General features: G+C 63.2%; 22 protein-coding genes and 1 riboswitch. Of the genes, 16 read left to right on the forward strand and 6 right to left on the reverse strand.

The features are described 5' to 3' along the window. Positions 1 to 32 precede the first annotated feature (32 nt). From OOJ09_RS04950 to OOJ09_RS04995, 10 genes are all read left to right on the forward strand, one after another. Positions 33 to 2,018, forward strand: coding sequence for a CocE/NonD family hydrolase (locus tag OOJ09_RS04950; RefSeq protein WP_269904127.1), 1,986 nt, complete (start codon positions 33 to 35; stop codon positions 2,016 to 2,018). 165 nt (positions 2,019 to 2,183) lie between these two features. Then, a complete protein-coding gene (locus tag OOJ09_RS04955; protein ID WP_269904128.1) occupies positions 2,184 to 3,770 on the forward strand; it encodes an ABC transporter substrate-binding protein in 1,587 nt (528 codons plus the stop codon). 16 nt (positions 3,771 to 3,786) lie between these two features. Further along, entirely contained in the window at positions 3,787 to 4,746 is a 960-nt protein-coding gene (locus tag OOJ09_RS04960) for an ABC transporter permease (protein WP_269904129.1), read from the forward strand. Positions 4,747 to 4,756: 10 nt separating this feature from the next. Continuing rightward, positions 4,757 to 5,581, forward strand: a complete 825-nt coding sequence (locus tag OOJ09_RS04965; RefSeq protein ID WP_091581031.1) for an ABC transporter permease — start codon at positions 4,757 to 4,759, stop codon at positions 5,579 to 5,581. Next, positions 5,581 to 7,236, forward strand: coding sequence for an ABC transporter ATP-binding protein (locus tag OOJ09_RS04970; protein WP_269904130.1), 1,656 nt, complete (start codon positions 5,581 to 5,583; stop codon positions 7,234 to 7,236). Before OOJ09_RS04965 ends, OOJ09_RS04970 begins: the two co-directional genes overlap by 1 nt. Before the next feature lie 179 nt (positions 7,237 to 7,415). Next, positions 7,416 to 9,005, forward strand: coding sequence for an ABC transporter substrate-binding protein (locus tag OOJ09_RS04975; protein WP_269904131.1), 1,590 nt, complete (start codon positions 7,416 to 7,418; stop codon positions 9,003 to 9,005). A gap of 97 nt (positions 9,006 to 9,102) precedes the next feature. Further along, positions 9,103 to 9,942: an alkaline phosphatase family protein gene (locus OOJ09_RS04980; protein ID WP_269904132.1), complete on the forward strand. Its 840-nt coding sequence runs from the start codon at positions 9,103 to 9,105 to the stop codon at positions 9,940 to 9,942. 272 nt (positions 9,943 to 10,214) lie between these two features. Beyond that, complete coding sequence (locus OOJ09_RS04985; RefSeq protein WP_269904133.1) at positions 10,215 to 10,781, forward strand: sigma-70 family RNA polymerase sigma factor; 567 nt, start codon at positions 10,215 to 10,217, stop codon at positions 10,779 to 10,781. After that, on the forward strand, positions 10,778 to 11,446 hold the full coding sequence (locus tag OOJ09_RS04990) for an anti-sigma factor (protein WP_269904134.1): 669 nt from the start codon (positions 10,778 to 10,780) through the stop codon (positions 11,444 to 11,446). The genes OOJ09_RS04985 and OOJ09_RS04990 overlap by 4 nt, the downstream gene beginning before the upstream one ends. Then, positions 11,436 to 12,884, forward strand: coding sequence for a S8 family serine peptidase (locus OOJ09_RS04995; RefSeq protein ID WP_269904135.1), 1,449 nt, complete (start codon positions 11,436 to 11,438; stop codon positions 12,882 to 12,884). The genes OOJ09_RS04990 and OOJ09_RS04995 overlap by 11 nt, the downstream gene beginning before the upstream one ends. Before the next feature lie 96 nt (positions 12,885 to 12,980). On the opposite strand, the gene OOJ09_RS05000 is transcribed toward OOJ09_RS04995, so the two are convergent. Both OOJ09_RS05000 and OOJ09_RS05005 read right to left on the reverse strand, forming a co-directional pair. Next, positions 12,981 to 14,327, reverse strand: coding sequence for an NAD(P)/FAD-dependent oxidoreductase (locus tag OOJ09_RS05000; RefSeq protein WP_269904136.1), 1,347 nt, complete (start codon positions 14,325 to 14,327; stop codon positions 12,981 to 12,983). A 167-nt stretch (positions 14,328 to 14,494) separates the two neighbouring features. Further along, a complete protein-coding gene (locus tag OOJ09_RS05005; RefSeq protein ID WP_269904137.1) occupies positions 14,495 to 15,517 on the reverse strand; it encodes a LacI family DNA-binding transcriptional regulator in 1,023 nt (340 codons plus the stop codon). Between the two features lie 362 nt (positions 15,518 to 15,879). Here OOJ09_RS05005 and OOJ09_RS05010 point away from each other — a divergent pair, with 362 nt between their 5' ends. The 5 genes from OOJ09_RS05010 (at position 15,880) to OOJ09_RS05030 (ending at position 22,468) form a co-directional block, all read left to right on the forward strand. Further along, the gene (locus tag OOJ09_RS05010) at positions 15,880 to 17,235 is read left to right on the forward strand and encodes an ABC transporter substrate-binding protein (RefSeq protein WP_269904138.1); all 1,356 of its coding nucleotides are present in this window, start codon (positions 15,880 to 15,882) and stop codon (positions 17,233 to 17,235) included. Between the two features lie 256 nt (positions 17,236 to 17,491). Next, the gene (locus OOJ09_RS05015) at positions 17,492 to 18,505 is read left to right on the forward strand and encodes a carbohydrate ABC transporter permease (protein WP_269904139.1); all 1,014 of its coding nucleotides are present in this window, start codon (positions 17,492 to 17,494) and stop codon (positions 18,503 to 18,505) included. Position 18,506: 1 nt separating this feature from the next. Continuing rightward, positions 18,507 to 19,661 (forward strand): carbohydrate ABC transporter permease, encoded by a 1,155-nt coding sequence (locus OOJ09_RS05020; RefSeq protein ID WP_269904140.1) that lies wholly within the window; start codon positions 18,507 to 18,509, stop codon positions 19,659 to 19,661. Positions 19,662 to 19,665: 4 nt separating this feature from the next. Then, complete coding sequence (locus OOJ09_RS05025) at positions 19,666 to 21,330, forward strand: alpha-glucosidase (RefSeq protein WP_269904141.1); 1,665 nt, start codon at positions 19,666 to 19,668, stop codon at positions 21,328 to 21,330. Between the two features lie 25 nt (positions 21,331 to 21,355). Next, positions 21,356 to 22,468 carry an ABC transporter ATP-binding protein gene (locus tag OOJ09_RS05030; RefSeq protein ID WP_269904142.1) on the forward strand — a complete coding sequence of 371 codons (1,113 nt, stop codon included), beginning with the start codon at positions 21,356 to 21,358 and terminating at the stop codon, positions 22,466 to 22,468. A gap of 89 nt (positions 22,469 to 22,557) precedes the next feature. On the opposite strand, the gene OOJ09_RS05035 is transcribed toward OOJ09_RS05030, so the two are convergent. From OOJ09_RS05035 to OOJ09_RS05050, 4 genes are all read right to left on the reverse strand, one after another. Next, on the reverse strand, positions 22,558 to 22,794 hold the full coding sequence (locus OOJ09_RS05035; RefSeq protein ID WP_091586240.1) for a DUF680 domain-containing protein: 237 nt from the start codon (positions 22,792 to 22,794) through the stop codon (positions 22,558 to 22,560). A gap of 65 nt (positions 22,795 to 22,859) precedes the next feature. Continuing rightward, positions 22,860 to 23,063, reverse strand: a complete 204-nt coding sequence (locus tag OOJ09_RS05040; protein ID WP_269904143.1) for a DUF680 domain-containing protein — start codon at positions 23,061 to 23,063, stop codon at positions 22,860 to 22,862. 72 nt (positions 23,064 to 23,135) lie between these two features. Then, on the reverse strand, positions 23,136 to 23,345 hold the full coding sequence (locus OOJ09_RS05045; protein WP_269904144.1) for a DUF680 domain-containing protein: 210 nt from the start codon (positions 23,343 to 23,345) through the stop codon (positions 23,136 to 23,138). A gap of 71 nt (positions 23,346 to 23,416) precedes the next feature. Further along, complete coding sequence (locus OOJ09_RS05050) at positions 23,417 to 23,617, reverse strand: DUF680 domain-containing protein (RefSeq protein ID WP_269904145.1); 201 nt, start codon at positions 23,615 to 23,617, stop codon at positions 23,417 to 23,419. A gap of 509 nt (positions 23,618 to 24,126) precedes the next feature. After that, positions 24,127 to 24,330, forward strand: a riboswitch (cobalamin riboswitch). 114 nt (positions 24,331 to 24,444) lie between these two features. On the opposite strand from OOJ09_RS05050, the gene OOJ09_RS05055 reads away from it, so the two are divergent. Next, positions 24,445 to 25,692: an aromatic ring-hydroxylating oxygenase subunit alpha gene (locus tag OOJ09_RS05055; RefSeq protein WP_269904146.1), complete on the forward strand. Its 1,248-nt coding sequence runs from the start codon at positions 24,445 to 24,447 to the stop codon at positions 25,690 to 25,692. Positions 25,693 to 25,734 lie beyond the last annotated feature (42 nt).

The raw sequence follows: 25,734 nt of genomic DNA on the forward strand, positions 1-25,734 counted from the left end.
GCTCCATCATCTGGCGATCCTGGAGTCCCGGCATGAAAACCGTCACCGAATTTCCCCGCAAGGTCGTCGAATTTCCGGACATGGCCATCGTCATGCCCGACGGCTGCCGGTTGTCGGCGCGGGTGTGGATGCCGGAAGATGCCGACGATGATCCAGTGCCGGCGATCCTCGAGCACCTGCCCTACCGCAAGCGCGACGGCACCATTTTTCGCGATCAGTTGACGCATCCCTATTTCGCCGGCCACGGCTATGCCTCGATCCGCGTCGACATGCGCGGCAATGGCGATTCCGAAGGGTTGATGGACGACGAATATTCCGAGCAGGAATTGCAGGACGCCTGCGACGTCATCGCCTGGGCGGCTAGCCAGCCCTGGTGCAATGGCAATGTCGGCATGATGGGCATCTCCTGGGGCGGCTTCAACTGCCTGCAGGTGGCGGCCAAGCAGCCACCGGCGCTGAAGGCGGTGATCAGCCTGTGCTCGACCGTCGACCGCTATGCCGACGACATCCACTACAAGGGCGGCTGCCTGCTGATCGAGAATTTCGGCTGGGCGTCGACAATGCTCTCCTATTCGTCGCGGCCGCCGGACCCGCTCCTGGCTGGCGAAAACCGGTGGCGCGACCTGTGGCTGACAAGGCTGGAGAACCAGCCCTTCCTGGCACCGCTGTGGCTGAAGCATCAGCACCGCGACGCCTACTGGAAACGCGGCTCGATCTGCGAGGATTTTTCCGCCGTCCGCGCGGCGGTGCTGTCGATCGGCGGCTGGCACGACGGCTACCGCAACACCGTCTCGCATCTCGCCACCAACATCGAAGCCCCGGTCAAGGGCATCATTGGCCCCTGGATTCACAAATATCCACACTACGCGGCACCGGCCCCGCGCATCGGCTTCCTGCAGGAGGCGTTGCGCTGGTGGGACCGCTGGCTGAAGGGTATCGACACCGGCGTCGAGGCCGACGCGGCCTACCGCGCCTATGTGATGGACAGCGTGCGCCCGGCGCGCTGGCATCCCGAGCGGCCGGGCCGCTGGGTGGCGGAACAGGAGTGGCCATCGCCCAACATCAAGACACAACAGATTGCGCTGATCCCCGAGGGCGGCAAGGCGGCAATCGTCGCCTCGCCACAGAGCTGTGGCCTCGCCGGTGGCGAGTATTTTCCGTTCACCTTCGGTCCGGAACTGCCCGGCGACCAGCGCCCCGACGATGCGCTGTCGGTATGTTTCGACCAGCCGGAACTCAGTGCGGCGATCGATATCGTCGGCGCGCCCGAAGTCGAGGTGCGGCTATCCTCCGACCGCCCGCAGGCCAACATCGCGATCCGGCTGTGCGACGTGCACCCGGACGGTGCCTCGGAACTGATTTCCTACGGCGTGCTCAACCTGACACACCGCAACTCGCACGAATTCCCCGAAGCGCTGGTGCCCGGCGAAACCGTGTCGGCGCGCGTGGTGCTCGATCAATGCGCCTACCGCGTGCCAGCCGGCCACCGCCTGCGTATTGCCGTTTCGAACGCCTATTGGCCGATGATCTGGCCATCGCCGGAACCGGTCCAGCTCACCATGCCGGCCGCGACGCTGTCCCTGCCATTGCGCCCGGTGGCGACAGGCGCCGAAGTGACGTTCGCCGAGCCGGAAGGCGCCGCTCCCTGGGCAACGGAAACGATCCGCGCCACCAGTTCCGAGCGCCATGTCGATCGCGACGAAAAGACCGGGATTGTCACGCTTTCCATTACGGACGATTTCGGCGAGGTGCGCGATCTCGCCCACGGCCTGGCCAATGGCAGCATTGCCCGCGAGACCTGGACGATCCATCCCGACGATCCGCTGTCGGCCTCGGGAAAAACGCACTGGACGCAAACCCTGTCGCGAAATGGATGGTCGGTGCGCACGGAGACATCGGCGGAAATGCGATCGGACGCGCAAAACTTCATCGTCAGCGCCAGAATCGAAGCCTATGAGGGCGAAACTCTCGTTTTCGAACGCAATTTCGAGGAAAAGGTACCACGCGCGCTCCTTTGAGCCTCGATCGAGGCACGGTTTCGTTGGTCCAAATGCGACGTACGATTTACGCCACGGCATGTCGCATTCCGTCTTGCTTACCGCTTTCCCTTGCGGTCATTATTCTCCTCACAAGAAACAAGAAAATCGGCCGCAGAGTCGAACCAACAGAGTGAGGAACTCAACATGTCAAACGAACTGGAATTCCTTAGCCGGCGTGTCGCGGCGGGCAAACTGAGCCGTCGTGATTTTCTCGGTCGGGCGGCGGCGCTCGGCGTCACCGCGCCCTTCGCCAACTCGCTGCTTTCAAGTGCGGCGCGCGCGGCTGGCCCGGTCAAGGGCGGCACGCTCAAGGCCGGCCTGGTCGGTGGCGAATCCACCAACAGCCTCGACCCGGCCCTGTTCATGACGCAAGTGCCGTTCGCCTTCGGCAAGATGTGGGGTGAAATGATCGTCGAGCTGTCGCCGGAGGGCAAGCTCGAGAACCGCATCGCCGAGGAGATCGGCTCTTCGGACGACGCCAAGGTGTGGACGCTGAAGATCCGCGACGGCGTCGAGTTCCACAATGGCAAGACCGTGACCGCCGAGGACGTGGCCGCCACGCTCGAGCGCCATTCGGACGAAAAGTCGAAGTCCGGCGCGCTCGGCTACATGAAGGGCATCGCGACCATCAAGGCCAGCGGCAAGGAAGTCGTGCTGACGCTGAAGGAGCCGAATGCCGATCTTCCCTACCTGCTCAGCGACTATCACCTGATCGTCCAGCCCAATGGCGGCAAGGACAAGGCCGACGCCGGCATCTCGGCTGGCCCCTACAAGGTCACCACCAACGAGCCCGGCGTGCGCCATGGCGGCGAACGCTTCGCCAACTACTGGCAGGGCGACAAGATGGGCCATGCCGACCGGATCGAGATCATCGTCATCAACGACGCAACCGCGCGCACGGCGGCCCTGCAGGGCGGCCAGGTCAACATGATCAATCGCGTCGAGCCGAAGATCGTCGACCTGATCAAGCGGGTGCCGGGCGTGACCATCCGCAACCATGCCGGTCCCGGCCACTACGTGTTCATCATGCATTGCAACACGGCGCCGTTCGACAACAACGATTTGCGCATGGCGCTGAAGCTGGCGATCGACCGCGAGGAGATGCTGAACAAGGTGCTGCGTGGTTACGGCTCGCTCGGCAACGACTTCCCGATCAACGCGGCCTACCCGCTGTTCACCGAGATCGAGCAGCGCAAATACGATCCCGACAAGGCGAAGTTCCACTACAAGAAGTCGGGCCATGACGGCTCCATCTTGCTCCGCACCTCGGATGTCGCCTTCCCCGGCGCCGTCGATGCCGCGCAGCTCTTCCAGCAGAGCGCGGCCAAGGCCGGCATCACGCTCGAGGTCAAGCGCGAGCCCGGCGACGGCTACTGGTCTGAAGTCTGGAACAAGCAGCCCTTCTGCGCCTCCTACTGGGGCGGACGCTCGACGCAGGACCAGATGTATTCGACCGCCTATCTGTCGACGGCCGACTGGAACGACACGCGCTTCAAGCGTCCCGATTTCGACAAGATGGTGCTGGCGGCGCGCGCCGAGCTCGACGAAGCCAAGCGCAAGGCGATGTACCACGACATGGCCGTCATGGTGCGCGACGAGGGTGGTCTGATCCTGCCGATGTTCAACCAGTTCATCGACGCGACCGGCGCCAAGGTCGACGGTTGGGTCGATGATCCGCATCAGGAATTGATGAACGGTTACGCCCTGGCGAAGTGCTGGCTCCAGGCTTGAGCCCGGCTTTGCGGATATGTCTTCACCCATCCTGAAGCTAGTTGCCCAGCGCATCGCGCTGGGCATTCTCCTGTTGCTGGCCGTTTCGGTCCTGATTTTCGCCGGCACCCAGATCCTGCCCGGCGACGTCGCGCAAGCCATTCTCGGACAATCGGCGACGCCGGAGTCGCTCGCCAATCTGCGCGAGCAGCTCGGGCTGAACGACCCGGCCTATGTCAGGTACTTCCGCTGGCTCGGCGGCGTGGTGACCGGCGACCTCGGCACGGCGATGTCGAGCGGGCAGGATATCGCCACATCGATCAAGGGCCGGTTGTGGAACACGCTGTTCCTCGCCTTCTGGGCGGCGATCGTCGCGGTACCGCTGGCGATCATCCTGGGCCTGATCGCGGTGCGCTACCGCAATGGCTGGGTCGACAAGCTGATCTCCGGCCTGGCGCTCGCGTCGACCTCCTTCCCCGAATTCTTCATCGGCTACGTGCTCGTCTATTTCTTTGCCGTGAAATGGCAGATCTTCCCGGGCATCTCGACCGTCTATGACGGCATGCCGTTTGGCGAGCGCATGCAGGCGATCGCCTTGCCGGCGACGGCGCTGACGCTGGTGGTGCTCGCCCACATGATGCGCATGACGCGCGCGGCGATCCTCAACGTCATGCAGTCGGCCTATGTCGAGACGGCGGAACTGAAGGGCCTGTCGGCCTTCAACGTCATCCGCAAGCACGCCTTCCCCAACGCGATTGCGCCGATCATCAATGTCGTCATGCTCAACCTCGCCTATCTCATCGTCGGCGTCGTCGTGGTCGAGGTGATCTTCGTCTATCCCGGAATGGGGCAATATCTCGTCGACCACGTCACCAAGCGCGACGTGCCGGTGGTGCAGGCGGTGGGGCTGATCTTCGCCGCTGTCTATATCGGGCTGAACATCATTGCGGACATAGCGGCGATCGTCGCCAATCCGCGCCTTCGGCATCCAAAGTAAGGGGGCGGGTATGCTCGATATCAAACGCATCCCCATCCCGGCGCTGATCGGCATAGTCCTGACCGCCTTGTTCGTCCTGGCGGCGATCTTCGCGCCGTGGATCGCGCCGCACGGCAATGGCGAGATCGTCGGCGACGTCTGGGAACCGATGTCGGCGACGCATTGGCTGGGCACCGACAATCTCGGCCGCGACCTGCTGTCGCGCATGATCTACGGCGCCCGCATCACCTTGTTCATCGCAGTGCTCGCCACAGCGCTGTCGTTCTCGCTGGGCGCCATCCTCGGCTTCTCGGCGGCGGTGTTCGGCGGCTGGTTCGACACGCTGCTGTCGCGTCTCGTCGACTTGCTGATGTCGATCCCGACGCTGATCATGGGCCTCGTCGTGCTCTCCGTGCTGCCGTCCAACCTGGTGACGCTGATCCTGGTGATGGGCATTCTCGATTCGACCCGCGTCTATCGCCTTTCGCGAGCGGTCGCCGTCGACATCAATGTCATGGACTATGTCGAGGCGGCCAAGCTACGCGGCGAAGGCAGCGCCTGGATCATCTTCCGCGAGATCCTGCCCAATGCGCTGTCGCCGCTGGTTTCGGAACTCGGCCTGCGCTTCATCTATGCCGTGCTGTTCCTGTCGACGCTGTCCTTCCTCGGCCTTGGCGTACAGCCGCCGGATGCCGACTGGGGCGGCATGGTCAAGGAAAACAAGGACGGCATCGTTTTCGGCATCGGGGCCGCACTGATCCCGGCGGCGGCGATCGCCATGCTGGCGATTTCGGTCAACCTTGTCGCCGACTGGGTGCTCAACCGCACGACAAGCCTGAAGGGAGGACGCGGGTGATGGCCGACAGCAAAGCGAAGCCTGGCCTGCTGCTCGACATCCGCAATCTGCGCATCGAGGCCACGGTGTACCCGCCCGGCGAGCCGCCGAAGACGATCACCCTCGTCCACGACGTCTCGCTGACGCTGGAGAAGGGCAAGGTGCTGGGGCTGATCGGTGAATCCGGCGCCGGCAAGTCGACGATCGGCCTGTCGTCGATGGGCTATGGCCGCGGCGGCGTGCGCATCACCGGCGGCGAGGTGATCCTCAATGGCCGCGACATCCTTAAGGGCGGCAAGGACGGCTTCCGCAAACTGCGCGGCCGCGAGGTCTGCTATGTCGCGCAATCGGCGGCGGCCGCCTTCAACCCGGCGCACAAGCTGATGGACCAGGTGGTGGAGGCCACCCTTCTGCACGGCACGGCGACTCGCGCGGAAGCCGAAAAGCGCGCCGTCGCGCTGTTCAAGAAGCTCAGCCTGCCGAACCCGGAAACCATCGGCGAACGCTTTCCGCACCAGGTTTCGGGCGGCCAGTTGCAGCGCGTGATGACGGCGATGGCGCTGTGCTCCGAGCCGGACCTGATCGTCTTCGACGAGCCGACGACGGCGCTCGACGTGACGACGCAGATCGACGTGCTGGCGGCGATCAAGGACGCCATCCGCGACACCCATGTCGCGGCGCTCTACATCACCCATGACCTTGCCGTCGTCGCCCAGGTCTCCGACGAGATCATGGTGCTGCGCCATGGCCGGCTGGTCGAATGGGGCGGCACCCGCCAGATCATCAAGGAGCCGCGCCAGGAATACACCAACGCGCTGGTGTCGGTGCACGAGATCGAACATGCCGAACAGAAGCCAGGCACGACGCCATTCCTGTCGGTGAAGAACGTCACCGCCGCTTATGGCGGCGGCCACGTCAAGGTGCTGAAGAACGTCTCGGTCGACATCTATCCAGGCCAGACGTTGGCCGTCGTCGGCGAATCCGGTTCGGGCAAGTCGACGCTGGCGCGCGCCATCACCGGGCTTTTGCCGCCTGAACAGGGCACGGTGACCTTCGACGGGCGCCCGTTGGCCAACCGGCTGGCCGACCGGCCGAAGGAGGATTTGCGCCAGTTGCAGATGATCTACCAGATGGCCGATGTGGCAATGAACCCGCGCCAGACCGTCGGCACCATCATCGGCCGGCCGCTGGAGTTCTATTTCGGCATGCGCGGCAAGCAGCGCGACGCCCGCGTCGCCGAGCTGCTCGACAAGATCGAGATGGGCAAGGGGTTCATCGACCGCTATCCGGCCGAGCTGTCGGGCGGGCAGAAGCAGCGCGTCTGCATCGCCCGTTCGCTCGCCGCCAAGCCGAAGCTGATCATCTGCGACGAGGTGACATCGGCGCTCGATCCGTTGGTCGCGCACGGCATCCTCGAGCTCCTGCTCGAGCTGCAGAAGGAGGAGAATGTCGCCTATCTGTTCATCACCCATGATCTCGCCACGGTGAAGTCGATCGCCGATTCGATCGCGGTGATGTATCGCGGCGAGGTGGTGCGCTATGGGCCGAAGAGCAAGGTGCTGACGCCGCCCTTCGACGCCTATACCGACCTTCTCTTGTCGTCGGTCCCGGAGATGGAGATCGGCTGGCTGGAAAAGGCGATCAAGGGACGGCGCATGGCCAGCGCGGGGAACTAGAGCAATTCCGGGAAAAGCGCGTGGCGCTTTCCCCAGGGAATTGCGCCAAGACAAAGGGATGGACCTGATCCGCCGGTCAGGGAAGACGGCCACCGTCATCCGCATGCAACACTACAGCGCCACACGTCCTCCTGGACGGGCGCCGCTCGTGTGAAATTGTTTTAAAGGGGGGTAGACAAATGAAGACTGAACTCGACCATCTCACTGAACTCGCCGGCCAGGGGCGGATATCGCGCCGCGACTTCCTCGGCCGCACCGCGGCACTGGGCGTATCGGCGGCGCTGGCAACGACACTGGCGGGAAAAGCCTTCGCGCAGGCGCCGGTCAAGGGCGGCATCCTCAAGGCCGGCCTGCAAGGCGGCGAATCGACCAACAGCCTCGATCCGGCGCTCAACCTGAGCCAGGTAACCTACAGTTTCGGCAAGCAATGGGGCGAATACCTGGTCCGGCTGATGCCGGACAATAGCCTGACAAACATGATCGCCGAGGAAATCGGCGCCGCCAAGGACGCCAAGACCTGGACGATCAAGGTGCGCGACGGCATCGAATTCCACAATGGCAAGACCGTTGCCGCGGAAGACATCGCGGCCACCATCGAACGCCATGCCGACGAGAAATCGAAGTCGGGCGCGCTCGGCATCCTCAAGAACATCAAGGGCGTCAAGGCGAGCGGCAAGGAAGTCATCGTCACGCTTGGCGACGCCGATGCCGACTTCCCCTATCTGATGGCCGACTACCACCTCGTTATCCAGCCGAATGGCGGCAAGGACAATCCGAATGCCGGCATCAGCGCCGGCCCCTACAAGGTCGCCGTCAACCAGCCGGGCGTGCGCCATGGCGGCGAGCGCTTCGCCAATTACTGGCAAGGCGACAAGATGGGCCATGCCGACCAGATCGAGATCGTCGTCATCAACGACGCGACCGCACGGCTTGCCGCCCTGCAGGGCGGCCAGGTGCACATGATCAACCGCGTTGAGCCCAAGGTGGTCGACCTGGTCAAGCGCATTCCCGGCGTCACCATCGAGAACGTGTCGGGCAAGGGCTACTACCCGTTCAACATGTTCTGCGACACCGCCCCCTTCGACAGCAACGACCTGCGGATGGCGTTGAAACTCGCCATGGACCGCGACGAGATGCTGGAGAAGATCCTGCGCGGCTACGGCTCGGTCGGTAACGACTTCCCGATCAACGAAGCCTATCCGCTGTTTTCCAGCGACATCGAACAGCGCAAGTTCGATCCGGAAAAGGCGGCAGCGCTCTACAAGAAATCCGGCCATAGCGGCTCGATCGTGCTGCGCACCTCGGACGTCGCCTTCCCCGGCGCCGTCGATGCCGCCCAGCTCTACCAGCAGTCCTGCGCCAAGGCCGGCATCAAGATCGAGATCAAGCGCGAGCCCGGCGATGGCTACTGGTCGGAGGTCTGGAACAAGCAGCCCTTCTCGCTCTCCTACTGGGGTGGGCGCGCCACGCAGGACCAGATGTATTCCACCGGCTACGTTTCGACCGCCGACTGGAACGACACGCGGTTCAAGCGGCCGGAATTCGACAAGATGCTGTTTGCGGCGCGCGGCGAGCTCGACCAGGCCAAGCGCAAGGCGATCTACCACGACATGGCGGTGATGATGCGCGATGAAGGCGGACTGATCGTGCCCTTCTTCAACCAGTTCATCGACGCCGCCGCCACCAACAAGATCGGCGGCTTCGCCAAGAGCCCGATCGGCGAAATGATGGATGGCTATGCGCTCGGCGAGTGCTGGCTGAACGCATAGTCGAAATCATGCTCGTTTGATTCACCTGCAGAACGCCGTGTGCCCGGAACGGCACACGGCGTTCCCTTGTCAACTGCCAAACCGCATGGAGCAGCCCATGGCGCTCAAATCCAAGCTCTTGCTGATCATCCTCGATGGCGTGCCTTACAGGAACTGGCGCCGGCTGATGGGCAATCTCGAAGGCTGGGTGCAATCGGGCGAGGCGCGGGTGTGGAAGATGCGCTCCGTGCTGCCGTCGACCTCCGCCTGCTGCTACGCCTCGATCCACACCGGCGTGCCGCCACAGGTGCACTGCATCCTGTCCAACGAGAACCGCTTCCGCGTCGGGCAACCCGATATCTTCTCCGAGGTCAGCAAGGCCGGTGGCAAGACCGGCGCGGTCACCCATTCCTACTGGTCGGAATTCTTCCGCGCCTATCCGTTCGACCTGGTCGAGGACATGGAATTCGACGAGCCGGGCGGGCCGATCACGCATGGCCGGTTTCACACCATGACCGGCTACAACGCCCGCAACCAGATGACGCCGAGCGACGTCGACCTGTTCGCGACGCTGACCATGCTGACGAGGCGCCACGGCATCGACTATGGCATCCTGCACACCTGCACGCTGGACTCGATGGGCCACCGCTTCGGCCACGACTGCCACGAGATGGACCATGCCGTCTATGCGATGGACGGCATGCTGGCGGCTTTCCTGCCGCGCTGGATCGAAGCCGGCTACGAGGTCATCGTCACCGCCGACCACGGCCAGACCGACCGCGGCCACCATGGCGGCCATGACGACGAGATGCAGGATTTCGCGTTGTACTATTTCGGCCCAGGGCAAGGCCCACAGGCCGACACGCTGCTCGACCAGCTGCAGCTGGCGCCGACCATCCTGAGCCGGCTGGGTGTTCCGGTGCCTGCGACGATGAAGGCGAAGCCGTTCCTGGGGTGAGAAGCGGTTCGCGCAGGCGAACGAAAAGCCAATTGCTTGGCTTTTCGAGCTTCGAACGCCCTGAGCCTGCGAAGGGCCGGGTGAACGCGACGCCGGCGCCGCCCCTCATCCGCCTGCCGGCACCTTCTCCCCGTATAGTGACGGGGAGAAGGGAGATACTCTGGCAACGCTTCCCTTCTTCGGTTAGCCTCCCCAGAATTCCTTGGCGGAGGATGAACCTTTTTGGACCGATCAGCGACAGAGCAGACAGGAGCCAGGCGGCTCGACCGGCCATGACGGCAGCGACGGAGACCGATCGCGCGCTTGTCGACCGGGTCGCGAAGGGCGATCGTGCCGCCGTGCGGCTCCTGTTCATGCGTCACCACGCGCGGGTCTACCGCTTCGTGGCGCGCCAGACGGGATCGGAAATGATGGCTGACGATATCGCGAACGAAGTGTTTCTCGAGCTATGGCGCCAGGCGCCAGGCTTCGAGGGACGCTCCGAAGTCTCGACGTGGCTGCTCGGCATCGCCCGTTTCAAGGCGCTGTCCCTGCTGCGCAAGAGGAAGGAAAACTGGATCGACGACGAGGCCGCCGCCGCGGTGCCCGACGGCGCCGACACTCCGGAAGTCGTCACCATGAAGGAGGACAAGGCTGCCGCCTTGCGCCGCTTCGTCGACGCCTTGCCCGAAGAGCATCGCACGGTCATCGACCTTGCCTATTATCACGGGCAGTCGGTCACCGAGATCGGCGAGGTGCTCGGCATCCCGGTCGCGACCGTCAAGACCCGGATGTTCTACGCCCGCAAGAAACTCGGCGAAGCCCTCAAGGCCGCCGGTTACGACAGGGGGTGGCCATGAGCGCCGCTGAGAAGATGTCGCGCCGCGACGAAATGGAAACGCTGCTGCCGTTCTACCTGAACGGCTCGCTGGAAGGTTCGGAGCTGGAAGCCGTCGAGGAATGGCTTGCCAGCGATCCGGCGGCGCTTGCCGCCCTTGGCGAGGCGGAAGCCGAATTCTCCAGTGCCACGGCCGCCAATGAAGCGATCCGGCCACCGGCTGATGCGTTCAGCCGCTTCGCCAAAGCACTCGACGCCGAGGCCGGGCCTGTGCGCAGGCCGGCAAGCTCGTCCTGGCTGGCGCAGGCCTGGGGCCGCTTCATGGCGGTGCCGGCCGGCGTCGCATGGGCGGCGGCCGCGGTGCTGCTGGCGCTGATCATTGTGCAGTCGCTCGTCAACCCGGGCGGCAAGAGCGGCAATTTCGAGATTGCCGGTGCACAAGACGATCTGGCAAAAATGCCGTTCGCCCTGGTCAGGTTTAAGCCCGACGCGAAGATGTCGGACATTGCGGGCTTCCTCGGCAGCAATGGGCTGAAGATCATCGATGGACCAACCGCCGACGGCGTGTTCCGGCTTGGCATCCCGGCTGCCACCGCAGCCGACTACGCCAAGCAACTCGGCCTTATTGCCGCCCAGCCCTTCACCGACACTGTGATCGAGGGAAGGAAACCGGTTGATGGCGGCTGAGGCGGTCATTCGATTTGCGGCAATGCTTGCGGCGGCGATAACAATCGCCGCCGTGCCCGCGTCGGCGCAGACCAATGCCGCCAATCCCGAACAGACGAAAATCGACTGCCGCAACGGGACCAATGCGGCCGGCGCCGACTGCGCCAAGGATGGCAGCGGCGGCGGCGGTGGTGGGGGCGACGCGGGTCCTGCCGCGGCTGGGGCCGTCTTTCTTCCCGCCCTGATCGTCGACCTGTTTCCCAATCCGATCGCCCCTCCGGCACCGGTGCCGACGCCGCGGCCAGACCCGGCGATACCGCCTGGCGACACGCAGGCCGGTCCGCCGGCGGGCGGCCCGATCGTCTCGCCGACCGATCTCATCCCAGTCCTGCCGCCGCGCGCGGTGGCCGGCGATTTCGTGCCCGACGAAGTGCTGGTGACCGTCGATGGCGATGCCGGCGCCGTGCAGCAGATTGCCGCTTCCTTCGGCCTGCAGGTGCGCTCGCAGCGCCAGTCCAGGCTGCTTGGCACCACGCTGGTGCGCTTCGGCATTCCCGATGGCCGCCCTGTCGGAATCGTGCTGGCGCAGCTTGCCGCTGATGGCCGCACCCTGCGGCGCGAGCCCAACCATGTCTATTCGCTGCAGCAGGCCGCCAGCATCGTCAACTATGCCTTCGACCGCATCGCGCTCGATGCCAAGCAGGCCAGCGGAGAGAACGTCCGCATCGCGGTGATCGATACCGGCATCGACGACACCAATCCGGCGTTGTCCGGCGTCATCGCCGGACAGTTCGACGCGATGCCCGACGTGCCGATCGAAAAGCGCGATCACGGCACTTCGGTCGACGGCCTGATAGCCGGGGTGGGCGCGCTGGAAGGCATGGCGCCAGGCGCCAGGATCTACCACGCCCGCGCCTTCGAGGGCGGCAAGTCGACCATGGACGTCATCCTGTCGGCCCTCGACTGGGCGGCTGACCAGGACGTCCGCATCATCAACATGAGCTTCGTCGGCCCGAAGAACGAGTTGCTCGGCACCGCCTGCCGCAATGGGCGGGCGCTTGGCATCGTGCTGGTTGCCGCCGCCGGCAACAACGGGCCGAAGGCGCCTTACGGCTATCCGGCCGCCTTCGACGGTGTCATCGCGGTGACCGCCACCGATGCCAGGGACGGGCTGATGCCGCAGGCCAATCGCGGCGCCTATGTCTTCATCTCGGCGCCCGGCGTCGAGATGGTGGCGCCGAGCGGCGCCGGCTCGGACGTGGTGACCGGCACCTCGTTCGCGGCGGCGATCGTGAGCGGTGCCATCGCCAACCTCATCCATGCCGCGCCCGACCGCTCGGCCGACGACATCGAAAAGGCACTGGCGGCAACAGCGAAAGACCTCGGACCCAAGGGGCGCGACAATGATTTCGGCTATGGGCTGCTGGATACGAAGGCGGCCGAGGCGGCAAAGGAGTGAGCCTGGGCGACATGCACTGGCTATTTGGAACGACCGAGATGGGTGGAATGCAGTCGCCCACCGGCATGGCGATGGACGATGGCTTCGCGCGATCCGCTACAGGGCCGGACCTAATCGAACGGCGCTTCCATCATAGAAGCGCGACAGCCGAAAGCGGCTGAGATCATGCCCACTCTCGTTTCCCTGTATCATGTCGGAAACGACGCGACCGATTCCAGGCCCGATACCGAACCCGTGACCACTCATTCCGGTCGCGACGAAAAGACCACCGATTGCCTCTGCGCGATCCACGACGGGGACGACGTCGGGCATGGCGTCGATCATGCCTCCCCAGCTCGCCTTTAAGCGAACTGTTTCGAACTGTGGAAAAAGGCGTCTGAAATTGCGCTCTACCGAACGGAGACCGGAGCGTTCGGCGACTGGGTTGAGCACCCGCATTCCTTCGAAAGGACTCCGGGAATCGGGTGCCCAATCGCGCGGCGTCGACCAGCTGTCGGGGTAGCCTGGTGGAGCGAACGGAAAGTAACGTGTTCCGAACGGATTGGCCATGAGGGCGGGAAGATACTTGGTTGCATGCCGGAATGCGTCGGGCCCAAGGTAAAGCAAATTACTACCTCCCGGGGCGAGCGTGTATCCGCCATCCTGTCTGCGCCTGAACGCGATGTGTTCGTCGGCTGCCGCACCGGGATAGATTTCAGGCAAGGGCGCCGTTGCAGCCACGGTTACCCTGACGCTGAGTTGAGGGATAGACACGCCGTGTCTTGCCAGGAGCAGGGACGACCAGGCGCCGCCAGCGACCAGTACGCTGGACGTCTCGATGTATCCCGCCTCGGTCCACACTCCCCTGATCTTGCCAGCCGAGATTTCGAGGGTTCGCACGGCGCAATTCTCTACGATCTTGGCGCCTTTTCGAGCGGCAAGCCGAGCAAGCGCGGGCACCGCCAACCAAGGCTCCGCACGCATATCGGAGGGCGTCGTCATCGCGCCCTTGAACCTGCGCGAAGCGCCTTTGATGAGTTTTGCGGTTTCGTCCGAGTCCAGGAGGCGCGTGTCGAGTTGATGGATCGCGGCGATCTTCATGAACTCTTCGAAGCCGGCCATTTTCTTGTCCGAGCTTGCCAGGTAGGTCACACCTGTCTGGTTCAGACCGATGTCTTCGCCGCATTCCTCAGCCAGTTGCCGCCATAGACGACAAGCTTCGATAACAATCGGCAGCTCATCCGCGTCTCGTCCCTGCTTTCGAATCCAACCCCAATTTCGGGAGGACTGCTCGGCCGCAACGCGTCCCTTTTCCAGCAGCGTCACCGGAATGTTGCGCTGCGCAAGAAAAAGAGCGGTCGTTACACCTACAATACCGCCGCCAACAATGACCACCTCCGAAGTCTTCGGCGGCGGGCCATGATGTTGGATTGGATCCGTTTCGGAGAACGGGAACGTGGGCAAGTGGCGCATCCTGGAGGAATGATCGATGGCTCTGGCTTACTGGTTGCCATCCCCCAAAAGCCAAATCAAGAGCAGATGCAGACAGACCGTTATCCCACGAGACGGCGATCGATCGTCCGGCGACGTCCGCAAGAGGGCCGGCTCCCCGGGACGGTTGGGTTTGTCCTCTACGCCGGCGCGCCGGCGACCGATCCCCTGACCACCAGATCGACCGGCCAGACCTCGCCGCGGGCGCCCTCTTCCAGTCCCGAAATCCGTGCGGCCAGCCGTTCTGCGATACGCGCGCCAGCGAGGCGGATGGATGAGCGCGTCGTCGACAGCGGCACGGAGAAATTCTCAGGCCTCAGCCAGGGAAAGACGTCGTCATGAGCGATCAGCGACACGTCGCCGGGGATGCTCAGGCCGAGGTCGCGCACGGCGCGCACGACGCCGAGCGCCATGATCAGGCTGGAGCAGGCGATCGCCGTCGGCGGGTCGCCGTCTTCCAGCAGACGCCGGGTGGCGCGATAGCCGTTCTCCTCGGTCATGGCCACCGAACAGACATGGCGCTCGCCCAGTTCCAGGCCACTTGCCGCCAGGGCGCGGCGCACGCCGCGCTCGCGATGGATGGCGAAGGTCTCACGGTCGTCGCCGTTGATCAGCGCCAGCCGGCGATGGCCGAGCTGGATGAGAAGCCTGGCCGCCTCGTGGAAGGCGCCCTCATTGTCGATGTCGGTGAATGGATAGTCGAAATCCAAGCCTTCGCTGCGGCCATGCACGATGAACGGAATGCCGAGCGTGTTGACCAGCGCCACGCGCCGGTCGGCGGGCGTTGGCGAGGAGATGTAGACGGCGTCGACCTGCCGGTTGGCGACGATGCGCCGGTAGGTCGTTTCCTGGTCGTCGGCATCGGCCGGCGACAGCACCAGGTCAAGCTCGTGCGAGCGGGCATAGTCGCCAAGGCCGGACAGGAACTCGACGAAGTGCGGATCGATGTCGACGGATGCACCGGTCGGCAGGACATAGCCGATCATGCCGGTCTTGCCGGTCGCCAGCCGGCGCGCGCTCGGGTTGGGGCGGTAGCCGTGGCGCTTGGCGGCGTCCATCACCCGCCGGCGCGTTTCCTCGTTGACCTCCGGATAGCCGTTCAGCGCGCGGCTTACCGTGGTCTGCGAAAGCGCCAGCATATGGGCGAGCTGCTTGAGGTTCACAGCAGGTCTCCGCGCCTCAAAGCGCTTTTAAATTGAATAGGCCAAGACACCACGGTAGCTGGGCGCCGCCATGAGCAACCATAAGGGTGGTTTGACAAGATTTGAAACAGAAATTGCTGCTGCACCGCCATAAAAGCATGCTGCAACGCACTTTTTGAGCTCGGATGGCCTCAAATTAAATCGATTAGCACATCACCCTCTTGACTTCCGCGCGATTCAATGGCGAGATCAAAAAAGCCAAAGCGCTTTGGAAGACTCTCCGAAAGGTTGCGGTTCCTTTCCGACTGAGTCACAGTCCTGCGGCGTCGGCGGACGGAATGGAGGTTCCGTCCGGTGTGTGTGACCCACTGGGAGGAATACCGATGAAGAAAATGCTTTTGCTGGGCGCCGCGTTTGTCACGCTCGCCCTGAACGTGCCCGCGCAGGCCGAACTGAAGTTCAAGCCGGGCGAGGATCCCCGCTTCGACTGGGCGAATTTTGAAGAGCTCAAGAAAGTCAATCTCAAGGGCGAGACGCTGACCATCTTCGGGCCATGGCGCGGCGAGGACGAAGGCCTGGTGCGCGGCGTTCTCGACTATTTCTCGGAAGCCACCGGCGTCGAGATCAAGTACTCCTCTTCTGAGAATTACGAACAGCAGATCGTCATCGACACGCAGGCCGGCAGCCCGCCCAACATCGCCGTGCTGCCGCAGCCGGGCCTGATTCAGGACCTGGCGTCGAAGGGCCTGCTGACGCCGCTCGGCGACGATACCGCCAAATGGGTCAAGGACAATTACGGCGCCGGCCAGTCCTGGGTCGATCTCGGCACCTTCAAGGACAAGGACGGCAAGCCGGGCTTCTTCGCTTTCCCTTACAAGGCCGACGTGAAGTCGCTGGTCTGGTACTCGCCCGACAATTTCAAGGAAGCCGGCTACACGGTTCCCAAGACGCAGGAAGAACTCGCCGATCTCGAGAAGAAGATCATCGCCGACGGCGGCAAGCCGTGGTGCATCGGGCTGGGCTCCGGCGGCGCCACGGGCTGGCCGGCGACCGACTGGGTCGAGGACCTGATGCTGCGGACCCAGACGCCCGACGTCTACGACAAGTGGGTGAAGAACGAGATCCCGTTCAACGATCCGGCGGTGGTCAACGCCATCGATATCTTCGGCAAGATCGCGACCGACGACAAGATGGTTGATGGTGGCGCCAAGGCGGTTGCGGCGACCGATTTCCGCGACAGCCCGAAGGGCCTCTTCTCGGTGCCGCCGAAATGCTACCTGCACCATCAGGCATCGTTCATCCCGACCTTCTTCCCGGAAGGCACCAAGGTTGGCCAGGACGCGGACTTCTTCTACTTCCCGCCCTATGCCTCGAAGCCTGACCTGGGCACGCCCGTGCTCGGCGCCGGCACGCTGGCGATGATCACCAAGGACTCCAAGGCCGCGCGCGCCTTCATCGAATTCCTGAAGATGCCGCTGGCGCACGAGATCTGGATGGCCGAGGGCGGTTTCGTGACGCCGTTCAAGGCGGTCAACAAGGCAGCCTATGCCAGCGACGCGCTGAGGAAGCAGGGCGAGATCCTCGCCAATGCCTCGACCTTCCGCTTCGACGGTTCCGACCTGATGCCGGGCAAGATCGGCGCCGGCGCCTTCTGGACCGGCATGATCGACCTGGTCGGCGGCAAGTCGGCGCAGGATGTCGCCACCGACATCCAGAAGAGCTGGGACGCGATCAAGTAGGCGGGCGGCAAGCAGGCGGCCTGCCGGGCTCGGCAACTCAACGCGCGAGCCTTTCATTCTCGCACTGGATCCGGGCCTAGCCGGCCCGGATCCGACGGCGGCCCGCGCCGCGGCCTTTCGTCATGAGCGCATCGACATGAAGCGCAATCCGCAAAACGTTCTGCGGCCGATCGCGCTCCAAACAACTGAAATCGGCGCCTGGTCCCGTCACCAAGGTCATTCAACCCTGGTGGATCATGCGCAGGGGGAGGAACCCATGGCGTCTCAGATCTTCTCGGCCATATTCGTCATCATCGTCGGGGTCGGCGGTTGCGTCGCCTATTTCTGGGGCGCCAACAAGCTGGTCGACCTGATATTCCCGTCGCGCGGCGTCGCCGGTGCCGCCGCCATCGACAATCTGCGCCGGCAGGGGCTGATCAGGCCATGGCTGTTCGTCGGTCCGGCGATGATCATCCTGACCATCTATCTGATCTATCCGGTGGTCGAGACGCTGCGGCTGTCGTTCCTCGATCGCGGCGGCGCCAATTTCGTCGGCTTGGCCAACTATGAATGGGCGTTCGGCGATCGCGAGTTCCGCAACTCGATCCTCAACAACATCATCTGGCTGGCGGTGGTGCCGGCCGCCTGCACCTTCCTCGGGCTGATCATCGCCGTGCTCACCGACAAGATCTGGTGGGGCACGATCGCCAAGAGCCTGATCTTCCTGCCGCTGGCGATCTCCTTCGTCGGCGCCAGCGTGATCTGGAAATTCATCTACGAGTATCGCGGCGAGGGCCAGACGCAGATCGGCATCCTCAACGCCATCATCCAGCATTTCGGCGGCCAGCCGCAGGTCTGGATATCGCTGCCGTTCTGGAACAATTTCTTCCTGATGATCATCCTGATCTGGATCCAGACCGGCTTTGCCATGGTCATCCTTTCCTCCGCCCTGCGCGGCATTCCGGAGGAAACGCTGGAAGCCGCCGTCATCGACGGCGCCAACCCGTTCCAGATCTTCTGGAAGATCATGGTGCCGCAGATCTGGGGCACAATCGCCGTCGTCTGGACGACGATCACCATTCTGGTGCTCAAGGTTTTCGACATCGTGCTGACCATGACCAACGGCCAGTGGAACAGCCAGGTGCTGGCCAATCTGATGTTCGACTGGATGTTCCGTGGCGGCGGCGACTTCGGCCGCGGCGCCACCATCGCCATCATCATCATGATCGCGGTCATTCCGATCATGGTCTGGAACATCCGCCAGGCGAACAAAGAGACGGGAGGACATTGAGATGGCCGTCGCGACCGGAAATTCCTTCGCCAGCCGCTTTGGCGTCCACATTGCCGTCCTTGTCTTCGTTGCCATCTGGACCATCCCGACGCTCGGCATCCTGGTCTCGTCGCTGCGCGTCAAGGACCAGATCATCGCCTCGGGCTGGTGGAATTCGTTCTCCAGTTCCACCCAGACGGAAGCCGGCCGCCTGCCGGCCGCCTCGACGCAAGTCGAGAAGGACGGCAAGTTCGTCCTTCAGGGCAACATCTTCGGGGACGGCGCTGCCCGCAACATCAGTGCTTTCGGCGTCAAGTCGGCGGCGCCCACGCAATATCCCGCCGGCAGCGTCGCCGATCTCGGCGACGGCGTAACCTTGCAGCTCAATGCCGACGGCAGCTTCGTCATGGCCTCGCCCAAGGCGTTCGAAGGCGATCGCGGCCAGCGCGTCTACTATGCCTCGTCGGCGCCGCCGAAATTCACCACCGACAACTACAAGACCGTGCTGTTTTCCGAAGGCATCGGCCGCTCCTTCATGAACTCGCTGACCGTCACCATCCCGGCGACCGTCATCCCGATCCTGATCGCCGCCTTTGCCGCCTACGCGCTGGCCTGGATGCGCTTTCCCGGCCGTGCGCTGCTGATCGCGGTCATCATCGGCCTGCTGGTGGTGCCGCTGCAGATGTCGCTGATCCCGCTTCTGAAGCTCTACAACGGCGTCGGCTCGTTCTTTGGCGTGCCGTCGAAAACCTATCTTGGCATCTGGCTGGCGCATACCGGCTTTGGCCTGCCCTTCGCGATCTACCTGTTGCGCAGCTACATTGCCGGCCTGCCGCGCGAGATCATGGAATCGGCGCGCATCGACGGCGCCAGCGATTTCGAGATCTTCGTCAAGATCGTGCTGCCGCTGTCATTTCCGGTGCTGGCCTCGTTTGCCATCTTCCAGTTCCTGTGGGTATGGAACGATCTCTTGGTAGCGATGGTTTTCCTGGGTACGGAAGCAGACCAGATCGTGCTGACAGCCAAGCTCAATGCCTTGCTTGGTTCGCGCGGCGGCGATTGGGAGATCCTGACGACATCGGCCTTCGTGACCATCATCGTGCCGCTGATCGTGTTCTTCTCGCTGCAGCGCTATTTCGTCCGCGGGCTGCTTGCCGGTTCCGTGAAAGGAGGCTGAGACCATGCAATCAGCTTTGAAGGCCAGTTCGAAACCTGACCTCGCCGTCGATCGCGACTGGTGGCGAGGCGCGGTGATCTACCAGATCTATCCGCGCAGCTACCAGGACTCGAACGGCGACGGCATTGGTGACCTCAGGGGCATCATCGGCCGGCTCCCCTACATCGCGGCACTCGGCGCGGACGCCATCTGGATATCGCCGTTCTTCAAATCGCCGATGAAGGATTTCGGCTACGACGTCACCGACTATTGCGACGTCGATCCGATGTTCGGCACGCTGGCCGATTTCGATGCGCTGACAGCCGAGGCGCACAGGCTGGGCTTGAAGGTGATGATCGACGAGGTGCTGTCGCACACCGCCGACAATCATCCGTGGTTCAAGGAAAGCCGATCGAGCCGCACCAACCCGAAGGCCGACTGGTATGTCTGGGCGGACGCCAGGCCGGACGGCACGCCGCCCAACAACTGGCTGTCGATCTTCGGCGGATCGGCGTGGCAATGGGACACCAGCCGCCAGCAATATTACCTGCACAACTTCCTGGCCGAGCAGCCCGACCTCAACTTCCACAACCGCCAAGTCCAGGACGCGTTGCTCGACGTCACCCGTTTCTGGCTCGAGCGCGGCGTCGACGGTTTCCGGCTCGACACCATCAATTTCTACTTCCACAGCCAGGGCCTGGAAAACAACCCGCCGCTGCCGCCGGAAGAGCGCAACGACCAGACGGCGCCGGCGGTCAACCCCTACAATTACCAGGACCATCTCTACGACAAGAGCCGTCCGGAGAACCTTGCTTTCCTCGAACGGTTCCGCGCCTTGCTCGACGAATACCCGGCAGCAGCAGCCGTCGGCGAGGTTGGCGATTCGCAGCGCGGGCTGGAAGTGGTGGCGGCCTATACCGCCGGCGGCAAGCGCGTGCAGATGTGCTATTCCTTCGATTTCCTGGCGCCCGAAAAGATCAGCGCGGCCAAGGTCCGCTCGGTGCTGGAAGCCTTCGGCAAGGTCGCCCGTGACGGCTGGTCGTGCTGGGCCTTTTCCAACCATGACGTGATGCGCCCGGCCTCGCGCTGGGCCGCCAATGAGGCCGACCCGACCGCCTATCTCAAGGTCATCTCGGCGCTGCTGATGTCCTTGCGCGGCTCGGTCTGCATCTACCAGGGCGAGGAACTCGGCCTTGGCGAGGCCGACCTGCGGTTCGAGGATCTGCAGGACCCCTATGGCATCCGCTTCTGGCCGGAATTCAAGGGCCGCGACGGCTGCCGCACGCCGATGGTGTGGGATGCCGCCGCCAGGAATGGCGGCTTCTCGACGGCGAAGCCGTGGCTGCCGGTGCCCGGAAAGCATCTCTCGCAAGCGGTCAATGTCCAGCAGGGCGACGATCACTCCTTGCTCGAGCATTACCGGCGCTTTCTCACCTTCCGGCGCGCCCATCCGGCGCTGGCCAAGGGCGACATCACCTTCATCGAAAGCCAGGGCGACACGGTCGCTTTCACGCGCCGGGCAGGCAATGAGCAGATCGTCTGCGTCTTCAATCTGGGAGCCGTGCCGACCGAGATTGACCTTGGCGACCGATCGCTGCACCCTTTGCCCGGGCACGGATTTTTGGGCCAGACGAGCACTGGTTCCATACAGCTCGGCGGCTACGGCGCCTGGTTCGGGCGCATCGACTGAATTTCAAATCACTGGGAGGAAACCAATGGCCGATGTCACGCTAAGACAAGTGAAGAAGTCCTACGGCAATCTGAACATTCTCCATGGCATCGACCTCGATATAAAGTCGGGCGAATTCATCGTCTTCGTCGGCCCGTCCGGTTGCGGCAAGTCGACCTTGCTGCGGTCGATCGCCGGGCTCGAGGAAATCACCTCCGGTGAGCTCAAGATCGCCGGCGAGGTGGTGAACGACGTGCCGCCGTCGAAGCGGGGCATCGCCATGGTGTTCCAGTCCTATGCGCTTTATCCGCACATGACCGTCTACGACAACATGGCCTTCTCGATGAAGATCGGCAAGGAAAGCAAGACCGAGATCGACAAGCGGGTGCGGCAGGCGGCGGAAATCCTGCAGCTGACCAAATATCTCGACCGCCTGCCCAAGGCGATGTCGGGCGGCCAGCGCCAGCGCGTCGCCATCGGCCGCGCCATCGTGCGCAATCCGAAAGTGTTCCTGTTCGACGAGCCGCTGTCGAACCTTGACGCGGCGCTGCGCGTCGCCACCCGCATCGAGATCGCCAAGCTCAAGGAATCGATGCCCAACACGACCATGATCTACGTCACCCACGACCAGGTCGAGGCGATGACGCTGGCCGACCGTATCGTGGTGCTCAAGGAAGGCCATATCGAACAGGTCGGCACGCCGATGGACCTCTACAAGAAGCCCGGCAATCTGTTCGTCGCCCAGTTCATCGGCTCGCCGGCCATGAACATCCTGCCGGCGACCATCGACAAGACCGGAAACCCGACCGTCGTCAGCCATGTCGGCGGGCGGAAGGCGACGGTGCCGATCTCGACACCGGCTTCGGCAAAGGGTGCTGCGGTGAGTTTCGGGGTGCGGCCGGAAGACCTGATCATCGCCACCGGCGCGGACTATCTGTTCGAAGGAACGGTGGACTATGTCGAACAGCTCGGCGAGGTCCAGCTTGTCTACGTCGACATCGGCCGCGCCGACCTGCCGCTGGTGACCAAGCTGCCTGGCAATGTCGAGGTCAAGCGCGGCTCGACATTGCGGCTGAGCGCCAATGCCGAGGACCTGCATATCTTCGATGCGGACGGACATTCCTTCGCGCTCCAGAAGCCGGAGGCAAAGGCGGCCTGAGGCGGCCAGTCCCGCTGGACCAAGACGAGACAAAAACAAGAGCGGCGGGCAAGGCCCGCCGCTCTTGTTTCAGGAATCGACTTCGGCTGTTAGTGGCCGAAGAGGTTCCGGTCGCTGCCCTGAGGGGCTGACTTCTCTACGTCGCCCGACGAATTGAGCAGCTTGTAGACGGGCGAGCCGCTGTTGCGGATCGAGCCCGTATGCGAGGTGTCGACATTGACGGTCGCCTGCTTGTTGATGTCGGTGCCGCCAACGTTGTCGTTGCGGGCATAGGCGCTGCCGGCGGCAATCAGAAGAGCGGCGGCAGTAAGAACAATCTTTTTCATTTTTGATACTCCGGTATTTTCGCGTTCAAGGCGGCGGGCTGGCCCCGCCGCCTTGCTGTCGGGTGTTAGTTGTTGCCGAACAGGTTGCGGTTGCTGCCCTGGGCAGGCGCCTGGGCGGCCGGCTCCGACTTCTTGATGGAAGCCGTGTACGAGCTGTCGACCGCAGCGGCGGGCTGGTTGGCACCGTTGGAGCCAAAATTGTCGCTGCCGGCAAAAGCGCTGCCGGAAATGGCAAGGAGGGCGGCGGTGGCGATAAGGATCTTCTTCATTTCAAGTACTCCTGAATTTCTGGACTTCGCCAGGGCGGCGGGCAAGCCCGCCGTCACCTGGAGAATCGGCTGTTAGTTGTTGCCGAAGAGGTTACGGTCGCTGCCCTGAACGACGGGCTGCTTTTCAGCCTGAGCCGACTTCTGGATCGAAGCCGTGCGCGAGCTGTCAACCGAGGTGGCTGCAGGCTGATTGGCGCCATTGGAGCCAAAGTTGTCGCTGCCGGCGAAGGCGCTGCCGGAGATGGCCAGAACGGCGGCGGCAGAAAGGATGATCTTCTTCATTTCAAGTACTCCTGAATTTCTGGATTTCGCCAGGGCGGCGGGCAAGCCCGCCGCCTGCTGGGGATCGGCTGTTAGTGATTGCCGAAGAGGTTACGGTCGCTGCCCTGGGCAGGCGTCTGAGCAGCCGGTTCCGACTTCTTGATCGAAGCGGTGTACGAGCTGTCGACAGCGGTGGCTGCCGGGGCATTCGAACCGTAGTGATCGCTACCATTAGCGAAGGCGCTGCCGGAGATGGCCAGAAGGGCGGCGGCAGTGAGGACAATCTTTTTCATTTTTGATACTCCAGTATCTTCTTATTTCCGTCCGTCTAGCGGCGTGTCTTGGAAGGAATTCGCGTCGTTCGGACCGCCCCGATGTGGGAAAGCCATCCGGCCATTTCCAATCACGAAGTTGTTTCGCGTGGACCATGAATCTGCTACTTGAAATTGTGCCAAAGGCTTCTACACCGGTTATTTTTATGTGTTATATCAATATGATAGCCTAAAACATCCCTCCGATCACCAACTGTGTCGCAAGCCCAGTGTTCACACCGTCCTGCACGCATCGTCAACAGAAACGAACCGTTCGGTTCGATTTTAGAGAGAGCTAATAGTCACTTTTCGAAACCGTTAACCGTTCTTGGCCTCCGCAAGCGACCGGATTCGAGAAGATCGCAGCCGGCAAATGGCAGCCGGGCAGATGGATTTCAGCCCCGCAATCGACAACCGGGGCGTTTCGTATGCGTGTCGCGCCGCATGGATGCGATGTCGCTTTCATGCCGATGTCGCAATCGCCGTCGTGATTAGATCATGACATCTCAGGTGCCGCTTCGTGACGACGAGGCGGAGAATTGGGAAGCCGGTCAGAATCCGGCGCTGCCCCCGCAACGGTGGTGGAGTTCAAGTCGCAACGGGAGACCACTGGGCCGAAAGCCTGGGAAGGTGTCGCGATCGTCCGCAAGGACAACTCCAGAGCCCGGAAACCAGCCGGAGATGTCTAGACTCGACTGATCGCGGTGGGCGGTCAAGAGGTGGATGGTGCATGTCCGGCTCATCGCCGGCTTGCGTCCGATCCTTCCTCTCTTCCCCTCCGATGCAGTCCTTGATTGTGAGGACAGGACATGGACGCGCGCAACGACATGCTGAGGCTCTTGAATGGCCGCAAGCAAGGCTTTTCACTAGAGCAGCCCTTCTACACCGATCCCGACTTTTTCAAGCTCGACATGGAGCTGATCTGGTATCGCGACTGGCTGTTCATCGGCCATGATTGCGAACTGCCGAAGCCGGGCAGCTACATCACCGTGCAGATCGGTGACTATCCGGTCGTCATCGTCCGCGACCAGCAAGGCAAGATCAACGGCTTCCACAATTCCTGCCGCCATCGCGGCAGCCGTGTCTGCAATTCCGACAAGGGCACGGCGGCAAAGCTGGTCTGCCCCTACCACCAATGGACCTATGAGCTGGACGGAAGGCTGCTGTTCGCCAGGCAGATGGCCGACGGTTTCGACAAGAGCCAGTTCGGCCTGAAGCCGGTCGCCTGCGAGACGGTCGGCGGTTACATCTTCATTTGCCTGGCCAAGGAGCCGGCGGATTTCGCGCCGATGCGGGCGATGATCGAACCCTATCTCAAGCCGCACCGGCTAAGTGAGGCAAAAGTCGCCTTCGAGAGCACGATCATCGAGAAGGGCAACTGGAAGCTGGTCTGGGAAAACAACCGCGAGTGCTACCATTGCGCCGGCAATCATCCGGAGCTCTGCAAGACCTTCCCGGAAGCACCGACGGTGACCGGCGTGCAAGGCGCCGACAGTGATCCTGAAATGCTCGCGCACTGGGCGAAATGCGAAGCGACCGGCCTGCCGAGCAAGTTTCGCATCGATACGGCCGGACAGTACCGTGCCACCCGCGCGCCGCTGCTGCGCGATGCCGTCAGCTACACGATGACCGGCAAGCGGGCGGTGAAGAAGAACCTGTCCGAAGCCGTCTCCGCCGACCGCATCGGCACTTTGATGCACTATCACTATCCGACGACGTGGAACCACATCCTCATCGACCATGCGGTGACCTTCCGCGTGCTGCCGATCAGCGCCACGGAGACCGCGGTGACAACCAAATGGCTGGTGCACAAGGATGCGGTCGAAGGCGTCGACTACGATCTCGCCGAACTCACCCATGTGTGGACCGAGACCAACGACCAGGACCGCCGCATCGTCGAGGAAAACGCCTTCGGCATCCTGTCGCCGGCCTACGAACCAGGTCCCTATTCGGAGTTGCATGAGGGCGGCGTGATCCAGTTCGTCGACTGGTACGCGCGTTTCATCGGCCCACGCCTGGCCGGAGACGGCAGGCCGGCCCTGCGCAGCGTCGCCTAGCGCATGTCGCCCAAAAGTGCGCAGCGGTTTTGGGATCACGAC

The sequence above is a fragment of the Mesorhizobium qingshengii genome (genome assembly GCF_027563465.1).
In the GTDB taxonomy this organism is placed as follows: domain Bacteria; phylum Pseudomonadota; class Alphaproteobacteria; order Rhizobiales; family Rhizobiaceae; genus Mesorhizobium; species Mesorhizobium qingshengii_A.